The organism is Klebsiella sp. JB_Kp042 (genome assembly GCF_040065275.1).
GTDB classification, from domain to species: domain Bacteria; phylum Pseudomonadota; class Gammaproteobacteria; order Enterobacterales; family Enterobacteriaceae; genus Klebsiella; species Klebsiella quasipneumoniae.
Window position 1 is genome coordinate 1 of the sequence record NZ_JBEAJL010000023.1, and the last position, 13371, is coordinate 13371.

General features: G+C 56.2%; 15 protein-coding genes. 3 read left to right on the forward strand and 12 right to left on the reverse strand.

Annotated features, from left to right (window positions below):
- The 9 genes from ABLV54_RS07585 to mdh form a co-directional block, all read right to left on the reverse strand.
- Positions 1-595: sodium ion-translocating decarboxylase subunit beta (locus ABLV54_RS07585; protein WP_348813892.1), on the reverse strand; the 595-nt coding region annotated here is incomplete at its 3' end.
- A 15-nt stretch (positions 596-610) separates the two neighbouring features.
- The gene (oadA, locus tag ABLV54_RS07590; RefSeq protein WP_117265044.1) at positions 611-2380 is read right to left on the reverse strand and encodes a sodium-extruding oxaloacetate decarboxylase subunit alpha; all 1770 of its coding nucleotides are present in this window, start codon (positions 2378-2380) and stop codon (positions 611-613) included.
- 15 nt (positions 2381-2395) lie between these two features.
- Positions 2396-2647: an oxaloacetate decarboxylase subunit gamma gene (locus ABLV54_RS07595; RefSeq protein ID WP_044524913.1), complete on the reverse strand. Its 252-nt coding sequence runs from the start codon at positions 2645-2647 to the stop codon at positions 2396-2398.
- Positions 2648-2788: 141 nt separating this feature from the next.
- Positions 2789-3406 (reverse strand): L(+)-tartrate dehydratase subunit beta, encoded by a 618-nt coding sequence (ttdB, locus tag ABLV54_RS07600; RefSeq protein ID WP_008806673.1) that lies wholly within the window; start codon positions 3404-3406, stop codon positions 2789-2791.
- Positions 3406-4305 (reverse strand): L(+)-tartrate dehydratase subunit alpha, encoded by a 900-nt coding sequence (gene ttdA / locus ABLV54_RS07605; RefSeq protein ID WP_012540456.1) that lies wholly within the window; start codon positions 4303-4305, stop codon positions 3406-3408. The genes ttdB and ttdA overlap by 1 nt, the downstream gene beginning before the upstream one ends.
- 32 nt (positions 4306-4337) lie before the next feature.
- Positions 4338-5606, reverse strand: a complete 1269-nt coding sequence (locus ABLV54_RS07610) for an SLC13 family permease (protein WP_044524916.1) — start codon at positions 5604-5606, stop codon at positions 4338-4340.
- A gap of 211 nt (positions 5607-5817) precedes the next feature.
- Positions 5818-6483 carry a GntR family transcriptional regulator gene (locus tag ABLV54_RS07615; protein WP_023291148.1) on the reverse strand — a complete coding sequence of 222 codons (666 nt, stop codon included), beginning with the start codon at positions 6481-6483 and terminating at the stop codon, positions 5818-5820.
- On the reverse strand, positions 6470-7099 hold the full coding sequence (locus tag ABLV54_RS07620; RefSeq protein ID WP_044524918.1) for a GntR family transcriptional regulator: 630 nt from the start codon (positions 7097-7099) through the stop codon (positions 6470-6472). Before ABLV54_RS07620 ends, ABLV54_RS07615 begins: the two co-directional genes overlap by 14 nt.
- A 131-nt stretch (positions 7100-7230) precedes the next feature.
- Positions 7231-8169, reverse strand: coding sequence for a malate dehydrogenase (gene mdh, locus ABLV54_RS07625; protein ID WP_023291150.1), 939 nt, complete (start codon positions 8167-8169; stop codon positions 7231-7233).
- Between the two features lie 414 nt (positions 8170-8583).
- On the opposite strand from mdh, the gene argR reads away from it, so the two are divergent.
- The 3 genes from argR to yhcN-B all read left to right on the forward strand — a co-directional run bounded on the left by argR (position 8584) and on the right by yhcN-B (position 10059).
- Positions 8584-9054 (forward strand): transcriptional regulator ArgR, encoded by a 471-nt coding sequence (gene argR / locus ABLV54_RS07630; RefSeq protein ID WP_002918625.1) that lies wholly within the window; start codon positions 8584-8586, stop codon positions 9052-9054.
- A gap of 374 nt (positions 9055-9428) precedes the next feature.
- Entirely contained in the window at positions 9429-9692 is a 264-nt protein-coding gene (yhcN, locus tag ABLV54_RS07635; RefSeq protein WP_017899932.1) for a peroxide/acid stress response protein YhcN, read from the forward strand.
- A 100-nt stretch (positions 9693-9792) separates the two neighbouring features.
- Positions 9793-10059, forward strand: coding sequence for a DUF1471 family stress response protein YhcN-B (yhcN-B, locus tag ABLV54_RS07640; protein ID WP_002918627.1), 267 nt, complete (start codon positions 9793-9795; stop codon positions 10057-10059).
- A gap of 50 nt (positions 10060-10109) precedes the next feature.
- Here yhcN-B and ABLV54_RS07645 read toward each other — a convergent pair whose 3' ends face one another.
- From ABLV54_RS07645 to aaeA, 3 genes are all read right to left on the reverse strand, one after another.
- The gene (locus ABLV54_RS07645; RefSeq protein ID WP_002918629.1) at positions 10110-10385 is read right to left on the reverse strand and encodes a barstar family protein; all 276 of its coding nucleotides are present in this window, start codon (positions 10383-10385) and stop codon (positions 10110-10112) included.
- 79 nt (positions 10386-10464) lie between these two features.
- Entirely contained in the window at positions 10465-12432 is a 1968-nt protein-coding gene (gene aaeB, locus ABLV54_RS07650) for a p-hydroxybenzoic acid efflux pump subunit AaeB (RefSeq protein WP_023291151.1), read from the reverse strand.
- Between the two features lie 5 nt (positions 12433-12437).
- Positions 12438-13370, reverse strand: a complete 933-nt coding sequence (aaeA, locus tag ABLV54_RS07655; RefSeq protein WP_023291152.1) for a p-hydroxybenzoic acid efflux pump subunit AaeA — start codon at positions 13368-13370, stop codon at positions 12438-12440.
- Between the last annotated feature and the right edge of the window lies 1 nt (position 13371).

Sequence of the window (13371 nt, forward strand, 5' to 3'; positions counted from 1 at the left end):
TGATGCCGATGGCCGCCGCCTGCGGCAGGGTGAACGAAATCAGGCCGAAGTAGTTGAGTGTCAGCGCCCCGAGGACGGTGGCGAAGATACCGAACTGCGCCGCCGCCCCCAGCAGCAGGGTGCGCGGGTTGGCCAGCAGCGGGCCGAAGTCGGTCATCGCCCCGACGCCCATAAAAATCACCAGCGGCGCGATGCCCGAGCCAATCGCCACCTTATAGAAGATGGCCAGCACCCCGGCGGAGTAGCCCATGTCCACCGCCAGGCTCTCCATCTGCCCCTGCACCGACGGCAGGGCCAGGGCCAGCGCCTCCTTAATGGCGTGGACGTCCGGCGCGCAGTGGAGCTTCGCGGCAATCACCGCCAGCTGCGCCGGGTCGTGGTGGGCCAGCAGGCTCTCCAGAGCGCTCAGCGCCAGCCCGGCCTCCGGGATGTTCGACAGCAGGCCGCCGAAGCCAATCGGCAGCAGCAGCAGCGGCTCGAACTTCTTCGCAATCGCCAGCCAGAGCAGCAGCAGGCTGACCAGCAGCATCACCGCCTGGCCGAACCCCAGGTGCATCAGCCCCATCCCCTGAATCAGGGCGTTCAGACTTTCCATTTCCGCTCCTCGTCGTTACGCCAGCTGCAGCAGGGTGTCGCCGACCGCCACCGCATCGCCGGCTTTCACCGCGATACCGCGGACGGTCCCGGCCCGGGCGGCGCGGATTTCGGTCTCCATCTTCATGGCTTCCAGAATCAGCAGCACCTCGCCTTCGGCCACCGTCTGGCCCTCGCCGGCAATCACTTTCCAGATAGTGCCCGCCAGCGGCGCGGTGACCGGGGTGCCGGCGCCGGCCGGGGCGGCGGCAGGAACCGGTGCGGAAGACGGGGTGGCCGCCGTCAGCTGGCTGACGTCGCCGCCGTCGCTGACCTTCACCACAAAGGCTTTGCCTTCCACTTCCACGGTGTAGATACCGGAGGCGGCAGCTTTCGCCGGGGCAGGAGCAGGCTGCGCGGCTTCCACCTGCGGCACCGGTTCAAAGGCCGCCGGGTTATGGCGGTTTTCGAGGAACTTCAGGCCGGGCTGCGGGAACAGGGCCACGGTGAGTACGTCGTCGATGGCGTTCTCCGCCAGCTGAATATTCTTCTCCTGCGCCTGGCGCTTCACATCGGCTTCCAGCTGCGCCAGCTCCGGCTTCAGCAGGTCCGCCGGGCGGCAGGTGATGGCCTCAGCGCCGTCCAGCACCCGCGCCTGCAGGGCGGCGTTCACCGGCGCCGGGGTGCGGCCGTATTCACCTTTCAGAATACCGGCGGTCTCCTTCGCGATGGTTTTGTAGCGCTCGCCGGTCAGCACGTTGAGCACCGCCTGGGTGCCGACAATCTGCGAGGTCGGGGTGACCAGCGGGATGAAGCCGAGGTCCTCGCGCACGCGGGGGATTTCCGCCAGCACTTCATCCAGACGGTGGGCGGCGCTCTGCTGCTTCAGCTGGCTTTCGAGGTTGGTGAGCATCCCGCCCGGCACCTGGGCGACGAGGATACGGCTGTCGGTGCCCTTCAGCTGGCCCTCGAAGGCATGGTACTTCTTACGCACCTCGCGGAAGTACGCCGCGATGCTCTCCAGCTTGTGGATATCCAGCCCGGTGTCGTGCTCAGTACCCGCGAGGGTGGCCACCAGCGCTTCGGTGGCCGGGTGGCCGTAGGTGGCGCTCATCGAGGAGATGGCGGTATCGACGCCATCGACGCCGGCTTCAATGGCCTTCAGCAGGGCCATCTCCGCCATGCCGGTGGTGGCGTGGCAGTGCAGGTGCAGGGTGACGGCAAAGCGTTTTTTGATTTCGCTGACCAGCTCAAAGGCGGCGCCGGGGGTGAGAATGCCGGACATGTCTTTAATCGCGATGGAGTCGACGCCGGTCTCCAGCAGCTGTTCGGTGAGGTCGAGCCAGGTCTGCAGGGTGTGGGCCGGGCTGGTGGTGTAGCTCAGGGTGCCCTGGGCGTGGGCGCCGTGGCTGCGGACCGCCTGCAGGGCGGCCTGCATGTTGCGCGGGTCGTTCATGGCGTCGAAGACGCGGAAGACGTCCATGCCGTTTTTGACGGCGCGCTCCACGAAGCGTTCGACCACGTCGTCGGCGTAGTGACGGTAGCCGAGCAGGTTCTGGCCGCGGAGCAGCATCTGCAGCGGGGTTTTCGGCATCGCCTTTTTCAGCTCGCGCAGGCGGACCCACGGGTCCTCGCCGAGGAAGCGGATGCAGGCGTCAAAGGTGGCCCCGCCCCAGCACTCCAGCGAGCGGTAGCCGACGTCGTCAAGCTGAGCGGCGACGGGGAGCATATCGTCGAGACGCAGACGGGTGGCGAACAGGGACTGGTGGGCGTCGCGCAGGACGACATCGGTAATGGCAACGGTCATGAATTCCTCCGTGAATTAAGGGTGAAGACGGCGGTGGTGGTGAATGGCGGCGACAATCGCCGGCGTTAAGCGGGCGAAGTCGTCGGCGGGCGCAACGGCGGCCGGCGCCGGTTTGGGGGCGGCAGGCGGCTCGGGAAACAGGCGGTTGACGGCGAGGGACATTCCCCGGATGGCGAAAATGAGCAGCAGCAGGAACACCAGCACAAAGCCCATGCCGAGAAACATCAGGGTGAAGCCTTCGCCTAACAGGACGGCATTATCAGTCATAAAATAGCCTTTGGGAGGGGCGCAATAATGGCTAACAGCAGACCGCGTTAGCAGAGTGGATTTCCCCGGACCGCCTGGTCAGAAGCCTCTGTTTAGCGGTCAGCTGCCGCTGCCATTACTGCGCTATATATTCAATCGGGGTTATTTAATGAAGCTCACATGTTTGCAGATTTCATCGGCGACAATGTCTTTGCGCTGATTAAAGATCACTTTATTCTGCTCAAACAGGTTATTGCCGTGGGTATCGATTGAGACAATTAACGGCCCGAACTCTTTCACCCGACATACCCATAAGGTTTCCGGCATCCCTAAATCACGCCACTGCGCATCTTCTATTTCTTCCACGCAGACCGCGGCGACGACCGCGCAGCCGGCCGGGAACACGCAGTGCAAGGCTTTATGCTCGGCGCAACCCTCTTCGGTTCCCTTCCCCATACCGCCTTTACCAACGATTAATTTCACGCCGGTTCTGGCAATAAACTCTTTTTCAAATTTCTCCATGCGCATACTGGTGGTCGGCCCAACGGAGACCATTTCAAATTTATCTTCCGAACCTTTAATCGGTCGCACAATCGGCCCGGCATGCAATATCGCGCCACCGGCAACATTGACCGGTAATTCACGCCCGCCCTCAATTAAGCGACGATGAGCCACATCTCGACAGGTCACAATATGGCCGTTGAGATAAATGATATCGCCCGCTTTAATATCAGCTAAATCTTCATCTTTAATGGGCGTAGTGAGTATTTTTTTAGCCATCAGAATGCCACTCCTGTGTGAGACGTAATGGTGTAGTTCAGGTCTTTATCGAAAACGATATGTCCTTTGCGGTGCGACCAGCAGCCAACGTTAACCGCCACGCCAATAGTGGAAGGATGACGGGCAGTATTTTCGATATTGACGCCCATTACGGAGGTATTGCCGGACATCCCCTGCGGCCCCAGGCCAATTTTGTTGATGCCGTCTTCGAGCATTTTTTCCAGCGATGCCGCGCGTTCGTTGTCATTGTGCGAGCCAATCGGGCGCATCAGCGCTTTCTTCGACAACAGCGCCGCCGTTTCAACGGAAGTCGCAACGCCAACGCCAACCAGCAGCGGCGGACAGGCGTTCAGGCCATAGCTGGTCATCACATCCAGCACAAAGCGGGTCACCCCTTCATAGCCAGCGCCAGGCATCAACACCATCGCTTTACCCGGCAGCGAGCAGCCGCCGCCAGCCATATAGGTGTAGATGCTGCACTGATCGGAATCCGGGACAATCTCCCAGAAAACGGTGGGCGTCCCTTTGCCAACGTTTTTGCCGGTGTTGTATTCATCAAAGGTCTCGACGCTGTTATGACGCAGCGGGGAGTCGACGGTGGCTTTGATCACCGATTCGCGCAACAGCGCTTCCAGTTCGCCGATCAGCGGGAAGTTGGCGCCGCACTCCACCAGAAACTGGATCACGCCGGTATCCTGGCAGGAGGGACGATCCAGCTCTTTCGCCAGTCGCTGGTTTTCAATCATGGTGGTGAAGATGACATCCGCCAGCTGGCTGGTCTCTTTCTTATGCAACTCTTTTAGTTTTGCCGTGACGTCATCAGGCAATACTTTGCCGGTATATCCCACAAATCTGGCCATAATGTCGGTCATGCGGGATATCTGTTCACTTTTGCTCATAAAGGCTCCTTAGTCAGAACAGCGTCCGTAAGTTACGGATGAAAAGGGAAAAGGATTGGCAGCAGGATCAGGCTGACAATGGTGGAGACGATAATCAGAGGGATGCCGGACTTGGCGTAATCGACGAACTTATAGCCCCCGGCCGACAGCACCATCATATTGGCGGGCATACCGATCGGCGTCGCATAGGCGCAGGAGCTACCAATCACCGTCGCCATCAGCACCGCACGCGGATCGGCCCCCATACCGGCGGCAATAGACAGGCTCACTGGCACCAATAGCGCGACGGTGGCGGTATTGGACATAAAGTTGGTCATCACCACGGAGAGGATAAAAACCACCACCAGCAGCATGAACGGCGAGGAGTTGTTGCCCAGCAGACCGATAACCTGGTCAGCCACCAGCTTGCCCGCCCCGGTCATTTCCAGCGCCTTTGCCAGCGCCAGGGTGCCGCCGAAGATAAAAATAGTCTGTGAATCAATGGCTTTGTAAGCTTGCTTTTCCGTCAGAACCCCGGTAACAACCAGTAACAGGGCACCAATACAGCCCGCCACCGCCAGTCTAATGCCGGTCTGTTTTTCGAAAATCATGCCGAGGATCGTGGCGATCAGTACGACCAGGGACAGGATCTGCTTCCAGCGCGGAACATGACTGTAATCACGCTGTTCGCCGACGCTGCCCACTTCACCGCTGTTCGGGTTATTGGGCAGGAACTTATAGCCGATGGTCAGGAAATAGAGGATGCCGCAGACCAGCATTGGTAGGCCCACTTTCGCATACTCAAAGAAGCCGAAACCGCTACCGATCTTCTGCAGGGCCGATTGTGCGATCAGGTTGCCCGGAGCGCCAATCAGCGACAGGTTGCCGCCCAGCGCGGCAGCAAACACCAGCGGCATCAGCAGACGCGAGCGGGTAAATCCCGATTTGGCGGCCACGCCAATCACGACCGGGATCAATACGGCTGCCGTACCGGTATTCGAGAGAAAACCTGACATCACGCCAACCACCACCATAATGGTGAAGATCAGCTGCTTCTCAGTTTTGGCGAAGTGAGTGATCACCCCACCGACTTTATTGGCCATCCCGGTCTCAAATAACGCCCCGCCAACGATAAACATGGCGACAAAGAGAATGACGTTGCTGTCGATAAAACCGGCAAAGGCCTGTTTTAGATCCAATACGCCAGTGACCACTAACGCCACGCAAACCACCATGGAAGTCACTGCCAGCGGCACCTTCTCCCAGATAAACATGACGATAGCGAACACCAGCAAACATAGGGTGATGGTAATCGGTTCCATACTTATAATTTTTCCTATCAATGATATATGATATTGTATCCAATATTGACGAGAGAGAAATTATTCCCATGCAAAAAGTAAGTCAATGCGTTTTTGTGGAATGATCGCGCAATGAGATCTGCATCAAGATCCTGCGCAGATCGTCACGAGGAGGAATTAATAATGTTGATAAATACAACAAACGCCAGCCATTCGCTGGCGATCGAACCGGTCAGGGTGCCGGATCGGGCAGGTAACGCGTGAGCATATTCTCCATCGAGCGGATGATATGCTCATGCATTCGCTGGCGGGCCAGCGCTTCGTTATGCTGCTCAAGCGCTTGTAAGATCGCTTTATGTTCACGAATGGAAATGATGGCGTACTCTTCTTCGGTCACCTTGTGCCCCATCGAGAGTCCGTTCCACATGTTGCAGAGCAGCATCTTCATTTTTTCATTTCCCGCCGCGTTCCAGATCTCCATGTGGAAGGCCTGATTCAGGTCGGAATATTCAGCAGAATTATTGTCTGCCAGCGCCTTCTCTGCGGCATAGTGAACCTGAGCGATGCGTGTAATATCGGTCCCTGGGCGAGAAGCTTTCGCCACCGCTTCACTTTCCAGTACGGCGCGAATTTCGTAATGCTCGCGGATAGTCTGCTCATTAATCCCCAGCACCACCGCACCTTTATTCGGCCGCACTTGAATCAGGCCATCAGCGGCTAAAATCTGAAACGCTTCACGTACCGGCATGCTGGAAACGCCAACCATTTTGGCAATCCCTTCAAGGGTAATTTCCTGCCCTTCCACTAAATCCCGCGAAAGGATCGCTTTACGCAAAACCGCCGCCACCTGCTCCTTCGCGGAAAGAAGCTTAATTTTCCCTAATTTAGGCTTCTGCACTTTCCCAATCCTTCATATGTTGACGCATTATCTCCGCAAGGATAAGGAAATAACGCTGTGTTGCCTGAGCAATTTTTTCGCCTTCACCCTGGCCAATGGCGCTCGCCAGTTCGCTCAGGATCTGCGCCGACTCCTGGCCATCCTCTTTCAGGTACAGAATGACATAGGAAATATAACCGTCCAAAAATTGCTGATACGCCTTTGCCAGATAGCGGTTATCAAGATAGGAAATCAGCAACTGATGAAACGCCAGTTCACCGGCGTTATCACCAGCACACGCCAGCTCCTGCGCGCGTACGCGAAGTAATTCCCCCTGATTCGCCGGCACGAGGGCAAATAGTTCCGCAGCCATCACCGCGATAACGCGAAAAATATGGCTCACGTCCTCGACGGCCAGCGTGGAGACCTGCATATGTCGGTTAGGCAAGCGCACCAGAAATCCTTCCTGTTCAAGGGACTGTAGCGCTTCCCTAACCGGCATACGTGAAAGTCCCAGCTGTTCTGCGATGTTCTCCTGAGTCAATTCCTCCCCGGGTTTCATGGCGCCGGAGAGAATCTGATAACGAATCATCTGCGCGATTTGGTCCCGGGTCTGTTTTCTTTCGATCTTTTTCACGCTGTCCTCATGGCTGGTGGCTTAAAACGCGGGGGATTTTAGCAGATTTGCCCGACCGCTGGCGCATTGGGGCGAAAAGTGAGGTAATAAAAAGCCGGAACAACAGTTCCGGCTTTTTTGAGCGTGCGAGGTTACTTGTTGACGAAGTCTTCGCCGAGCGCGATATCTTTCTTCAGGGTGTCCAGCATGCCTTCCAGCGCCTGCTGCTCAAAGGCGCTGAGTTTGCCGATAGACTGACGCTCTTCTACGCCGTTTTTCCCCAGCAGCAGCGGCTGAGAGAAGAAACGCGCATACTGGCCGTCGCCTTCCACGTAGGCGCACTCCACTACGCCTTTTTCTCCCTGCATGGCGCGAACCAGAGAAAGGCCAAAGCGCGCAGCCGCCTGACCCATCGACAAGGTCGCCGACCCGCCGCCCGCTTTCGCTTCCACGACCTCGGTACCGGCGTTTTGAATGCGTTTAGTCAGATCGGCCACTTCCTGATCGCTAAAGCTGACGCCCGGTATCTGCGACAGTAAAGGCAGAATGGTGACCCCGGAGTGACCGCCAATAACCGGGACTTCCACCTCGGTTGCCGATTGACCTTTCAGCTCCGCCACAAAGGTATTGGAGCGGATGATGTCCAGCGTAGTCACGCCGAACAGTTTGTTTTTATCGTACACGCCGGCTTTTTTCAGCACTTCGGCGGCGATGGCCACGGTGGTGTTCACCGGGTTGGTAATAATGCCGATGCAGGCCTGCGGGCAGGTTTTGGCAATCTGCTGCACGAGGTTCTTAACGATACCCGCATTCACATTAAACAGGTCGGAACGATCCATGCCGGGCTTACGCGCTACGCCCGCGGAGATCAGCACCACATCAGCGCCTTCCAGCGCCGGGGTAGCATCTTCACCGGAAAATCCTTTAATTTTTACATCTGTGGGGATATGACTTAGATCTACCGCCACGCCCGGCGTAACCGGAGCGATGTCGTACAACGAGAGCTCTGAACCTGAAGGCAGTTGGGTCTTAAGTAGTAGGGCAAGCGCCTGGCCGATACCACCGGCAGCGCCAAGGACTGCAACTTTCATCCTAAACTCCTTATTATGGTTAATTTAGTCTTTCGTTATTCCGTCGCCTGGACCTTAATTCACAAGATGAACAATTACAATGATTATGGCTGAAGAATGCATTATTGTGCGTAGCAATAGAACAGCGGCGCACTTTATGCTTCCTGACTGACCATCCAGCAAAGCGAAGTACCGGATCGACTATTGGTTACAATACACCCAGCCAGTTGCGCAAAACAACACCAACTCAATAACATTTCATTTACTTTTACATGCCTTTAAGCGTTGTGATGAGAACATGTTCCTTATACGGTTTTTTTGCTAAAATATGCCCCCTTCATAACATTATTGACCTATCCCCTCGCGGATTATTTGCATAAAAATTCACGGTTATGCATAATGATGTTGATTTTACCACCATAATCTGGGTGACTTATGCGAAGTTCGGCAAAACAAGAAGAACTGGTTAAAGCGTTTAAAGCGCTGCTTAAAGAAGAGAAATTCAGCTCGCAGGGAGAGATCGTCCAGGCGCTGCAGGAAGAAGGCTTCGAGAATATCAACCAATCGAAGGTTTCCCGCATGCTCACCAAATTTGGCGCGGTTCGTACCCGTAACGCCAAAATGGAAATGGTCTATTGCCTGCCTGCCGAGCTTGGCGTGCCGACCACCTCCAGCCCGCTGAAAAATCTGGTGCTGGATATCGATTATAACGATGCCGTCGTGGTGATTCACACCAGCCCCGGGGCAGCGCAGCTGATCGCCCGTCTTCTCGACTCGCTGGGCAAGGCGGAAGGTATTCTTGGCAGCATCGCCGGGGATGACACCATCTTCACCACGCCAGCGCGCGGTTTCACAGTGAAAGATCTGCACGACGCTATCCTGGTGCTGTTCGAACAGGAACTCTGAGCATTCCCCTCTGGCAACCGTCAGAGGGTGATTCCCCCTCTTCTCTCCCTCCCCCCCTTTCAACTCAACAAAAATTTAACATTTCGTGTGATTTAGCCTGTCTATACGTTCTTTTACGTAAGGGAAACGCCTAAAACGCACGAAAGATCAAAATCGTATACCTTTATGATTTTATTAGAAATAAAACTTATCTCCGTTTGTGACTCGTCATTTTTAATTCTTATCGGTTATAAAAAACGCAATTTATTGTAACTATTAACGCACAAAACAATTAGCATGGTATTAATATTTTTGGTGATTAGTGTATACTTGTTTTTGTGATGAGGGTCACGAAACAAAGACCCTCAACAAAAAGATTCGACGAGGTGAACATCATGAAAATCAAAACCACTGTAGCAGCTCTCAGCATCCTGTCCGTCATGTCGTTTGGCGCTTTCGCCGCTGATGTTATCAACAGCGAGCAAGCCCAGGGCCGCGAGGCCATCGGTACAGTTTCCGTCGGCGCGGTAGCCTCTTCCCCGATGGATATGCATGAAATGCTGAACAAAAAAGCGCAGGAAGAAGGGGCTTCTTCTTACCGCATTATCGAAGCCCGCACTGGCGACCACTGGCATGCCACTGCTGAGCTGTATAAATAAGTTTTAGATCGTCAACGATTAACCCGACAAAAAATTCTCTACCGCGGCCCGGCCTCATTCATCGCCCCGCCGCGGCAAAACAAAGACTGGAGTAAAGATTATGAAACGCGCAATGATCATCGCATCCCTTGGCCTGGCTTCTCTTCTCTCTTTCGGCGCTAGCGCGGCCGTTCAGCAAGTGAACGCTGAGCAAGCCCAGAACCTGCAGTCCATGGGCACCATCTCGGTTTCCCAGGTAGGTAGTGCGCCAATGGACATGCGTCAGGAACTGGCCGCTAAAGCCGAGAAAGAAGGCGCCAGCAGCTACCGTATTATTGAAGCACGTACCGGCGATAGCTGGCACGCCACCGCTGAGCTGTACAAATAAACCCTCGTCGTCTTATTTCGACGACTTGCCCCCGCCTGCCGGGGGCTTTTTTATGCCTGCCGGGCGTTAAAACGTAACTCCCCCTCCAGCTCTTCCTCTGCTTCATCAAATAATAAAATTAACGCCCCAAAGCGCCGACGCTGCTTGTCATTTAAATGGATGAACTCAATGTCCAGCGGCAGCGGCAGCAGCCCACCGGTCACCGCGTCCCATAGCGAATCAAGGTTGTTGACCTTATCCTGTGCCAGCTCGAAGGTGCGGGAAAACTCCCGGTAGAAATCCTGTTGCTCGGCGATTTCGTCAAAATCAAACGTATAGGTGGTCATGGCAGCCCCTCCCGCTTCTCTTCCTGTCGCCGTTAAGTATAGCGATAAAAAAACCGACGCCTGGGCGTCGGTTTATGGGTTAACTGCTGGTCAGCACATGCTGGTACTTGTGCAACATCTCAACCAGTCGCCGTACCGGCTCGGTCACCTGCGGCGAAGCCTCCCAGACCCGCAGCTTCTCCTGATAAACATCAAGCTCCGCCAGCAGCCGGGTAAAGTAGCGCCGACGCTTATCATCGCTCCCGGCGGAGATCACATGATCCGCGGTACGTCGCAGCTGGCGATGGAACGCCGACAGATCCTCATTCACCGGCACGGGCGCATCGCGCAGGCGCTGGTGGGCAATGATTAACGTCAACGCCAGACGGAAACGGGCGACATCGCCAGGGAATTTGTTGAGCAATAAAAACAGCTGCTGATAGAGCGCGGGCAGATGATTCTCTTTGCGACGCGCCGAGTTGGTGGTCAGCGAAGAGACCGCCGCGGAGACAAACTGGTTCAGCAGCACCCGACCGGTTCTTGCCCGGGAGTTATCCCTGACAATGAGAATAACCATCAGGGCGAGGAAACAACCGACGATCTGCCCCAGCGCGCTATCGAGGAACTGACTGAACTGGAACTGCATCGGGTTATCCAGCACCAGAATGTTGATGGTGCTCGCCAGCGCCCCCAGCGATCCGAGGCGCCTTTTCTGCACTTCGATACCGATAAAAAACGCCATCGCCGCCAGGCTGATACAAAGCAACAGCATACTCTGCTGCGTCGCCGGCATGATCACCAGAAAGTACAGGGTACCCAGCGGTAACGCCGCCAGAGTACCGTAGAGGAAGTCTATCGCCACCATTCGCGGGTTAGGCAAGCGCATCGCCAGCGCGGTAACCACGGCAATCATCACCATCGCGCCGCTGCCTGAGGTCCAGCCCGTCCACAGCCAGAACAACGTCCCAAGGATACAGGAGACAGAGGTACGCCAGAAGTTCACCATCGCGTGGTGACGCTCGGCGGACTCCACTTTAACCACCGTTTCGCCGCGCAATACACCGTCTTCGATGCGGCTGATTTTGGTGTTGCCCACCACGCCACGCTTAAGCAGCAGGTAACGGGTGGCTGCGCCTACCCAGCTGTAGATGGTGACCGGCGTATTATGCTCGCCTTTCCAGGTCAGGAAGCGACGCATACGCTTCAGCTGCTGGTGAACATCCTGCACCGTCTCAACCGGCTCAGCGAACAGCTCGCGGTAGTCGTCCGTCACCATTTCCGGGCGCGAGTTCTGAATCAGGTAGGTTTCGCAAGCCTGGGTGATAAGCGTTAGCGAGAGGGTATTGATCGCCTTCAGGCGTTGATTCGCCTTAGCCCAGCGAGAGGACTCCATAATCAGGTTACTGCGCATTCCTTCCAGCGCCGTGGTGCGACGCACCAGCGCTCCCCAGGCCTGATCCACTTCATCTTTTTCGCCGTGCGCAACGCATAACTGCATCAGCTTATACTGTGCAATCAGCAGGTTATCCAGTTCAAGGTCGATCTCTTTTTTAATCGAACGCGGGGAGAACAGCAGATCGGCGACGATGGCGCTGACAATCCCGATGACGATTTCGCTACAGCGCTCAACGGCAAACTGCGGCGCCAGCATCGGATCGGTGTGGATGGTAATAATGATAATCAGCGCGGTGTATCCGGCCAGCCCCCAGGCATAGGAGTTTTCGACCTTGACCAGCGACGAAACCCAGGTACAAAACCCGGCCCACAGGCAGCAGACCAGCATCATCAGCAGAGGGGCGCGGATCATCAGGATGATGATGACCAGCGCCGCAATACAGCCAATAAAGGTCCCGGCAATACGCAACATGCCGCGATAGCGGATCGCGCCGGAGTACGGCTCTCCCCCGGCGGCAAAGGCCGGGCCAGCGGCGACAATCGCCGCGGTCAGCACCGCCCAGCGCGGCGTTTCGAGCTGAAAATGGAAGCCGACAAACAGCGCCAACACCACCGCGCATGCAAGCTTAATAGCAAAGCGGAGATGCTGGGGAGCAATAGTATATGTCCCCATAGCGATTAACCGAATTCGCGCAGGCGCATAGCCAGTTTCTGGAAGAAGTTGGCCTGGCTGGTATCACGGTCTTCTTTACCGGTGATCACCACCGTCGCCGTCGTGCCCGATGGCCACAGATTCCCCTGCTGGTGGTCAAGGCGAATACGAACCGGCACACGCTGCGCCAGACGCACCCATTCAAGGTTGGAATCCACCGAAGCCATCCCTTTCGAGTCGCTGCTGCTGCTGGCGTTGGTTACCCCCGCAGCGATACTGTCCACCGTGCCTTTAATGGTTTTGCTGCTGCCAAGCGGGGTAATTTCCGCCCGGTATCCAGGGCGGACGCCTTCCAGTTTGGTCTCTTCCAGATAGGCCATGACGTAAAATGTATTCTCTTTCACCAGCGCCACCGCCGTGGAGCCGCGAGTGATAAATTCCCCGGTATAGACGTTAAGGTTGGTCACCCAGCCATCCGCGGGGGCGCGAATCTCCGTGCGCTGCAGGTCCAGTCTGGCCAGGTCGCGGCTGGCCACCGCTTTCGCCAGCTGATGCTCAACGGTCTGCAGCACGTTGTTCGCCTGGTCAATCTCTTCCCGCGACATCGCCTGGACGCCAAGCTTATTACGCCGACCGGCTTCGACACGTTTTTCCTGGGCTAAGGTCTGGTAGTAGGCGACATCGGCTTCCGCCTGCGCCAGCGCTTTTTGGTAACGAGGTTGGTCAATAACGAACAATACCTGGTCTTTCTTAACCAGTTGGTTATCCTTGACGTTTACCTGGGAAATCAGCCCGGAGACGTCGGGGGCAATGGCCACAATGTCGGCGCTAAAGCGCGCATCCCGCGTCCACGGCGAGGCGGTGTAGTAAACCCAGGCGCGGAAAATCGCCACGAAGGCCAAAATGACCAGTATCACGGTAATAGCGGTACGGAGGATATTTCTTGTTAGTGTTTTCACA

What these genes read in the sequence shown, in the direction of transcription:
- oadA (WP_117265044.1), bottom strand. Translation starts at nt 2,380, where the DNA reads ATGACCGTTGCCATTACCGATGTCGTCCTGCGCGACGCCCACCAGTCC.
- ABLV54_RS07595 (WP_044524913.1), bottom strand. Translation starts at nt 2,647, where the DNA reads ATGACTGATAATGCCGTCCTGTTAGGCGAAGGCTTCACCCTGATGTTT.
- ttdB (WP_008806673.1), bottom strand. Translation starts at nt 3,406, where the DNA reads ATGGCTAAAAAAATACTCACTACGCCCATTAAAGATGAAGATTTAGCT.
- ttdA (WP_012540456.1), bottom strand. Translation starts at nt 4,305, where the DNA reads ATGAGCAAAAGTGAACAGATATCCCGCATGACCGACATTATGGCCAGA.
- ABLV54_RS07610 (WP_044524916.1), bottom strand. Translation starts at nt 5,606, where the DNA reads ATGGAACCGATTACCATCACCCTATGTTTGCTGGTGTTCGCTATCGTC.
- mdh (WP_023291150.1), bottom strand. Translation starts at nt 8,169, where the DNA reads ATGAAAGTTGCAGTCCTTGGCGCTGCCGGTGGTATCGGCCAGGCGCTT.
- argR (WP_002918625.1), top strand. Translation starts at nt 8,584, where the DNA reads ATGCGAAGTTCGGCAAAACAAGAAGAACTGGTTAAAGCGTTTAAAGCG.
- yhcN (WP_017899932.1), top strand. Translation starts at nt 9,429, where the DNA reads ATGAAAATCAAAACCACTGTAGCAGCTCTCAGCATCCTGTCCGTCATG.
- yhcN-B (WP_002918627.1), top strand. Translation starts at nt 9,793, where the DNA reads ATGAAACGCGCAATGATCATCGCATCCCTTGGCCTGGCTTCTCTTCTC.
- ABLV54_RS07645 (WP_002918629.1), bottom strand. Translation starts at nt 10,385, where the DNA reads ATGACCACCTATACGTTTGATTTTGACGAAATCGCCGAGCAACAGGAT.
- aaeB (WP_023291151.1), bottom strand. Translation starts at nt 12,432, where the DNA reads ATGGGGACATATACTATTGCTCCCCAGCATCTCCGCTTTGCTATTAAG.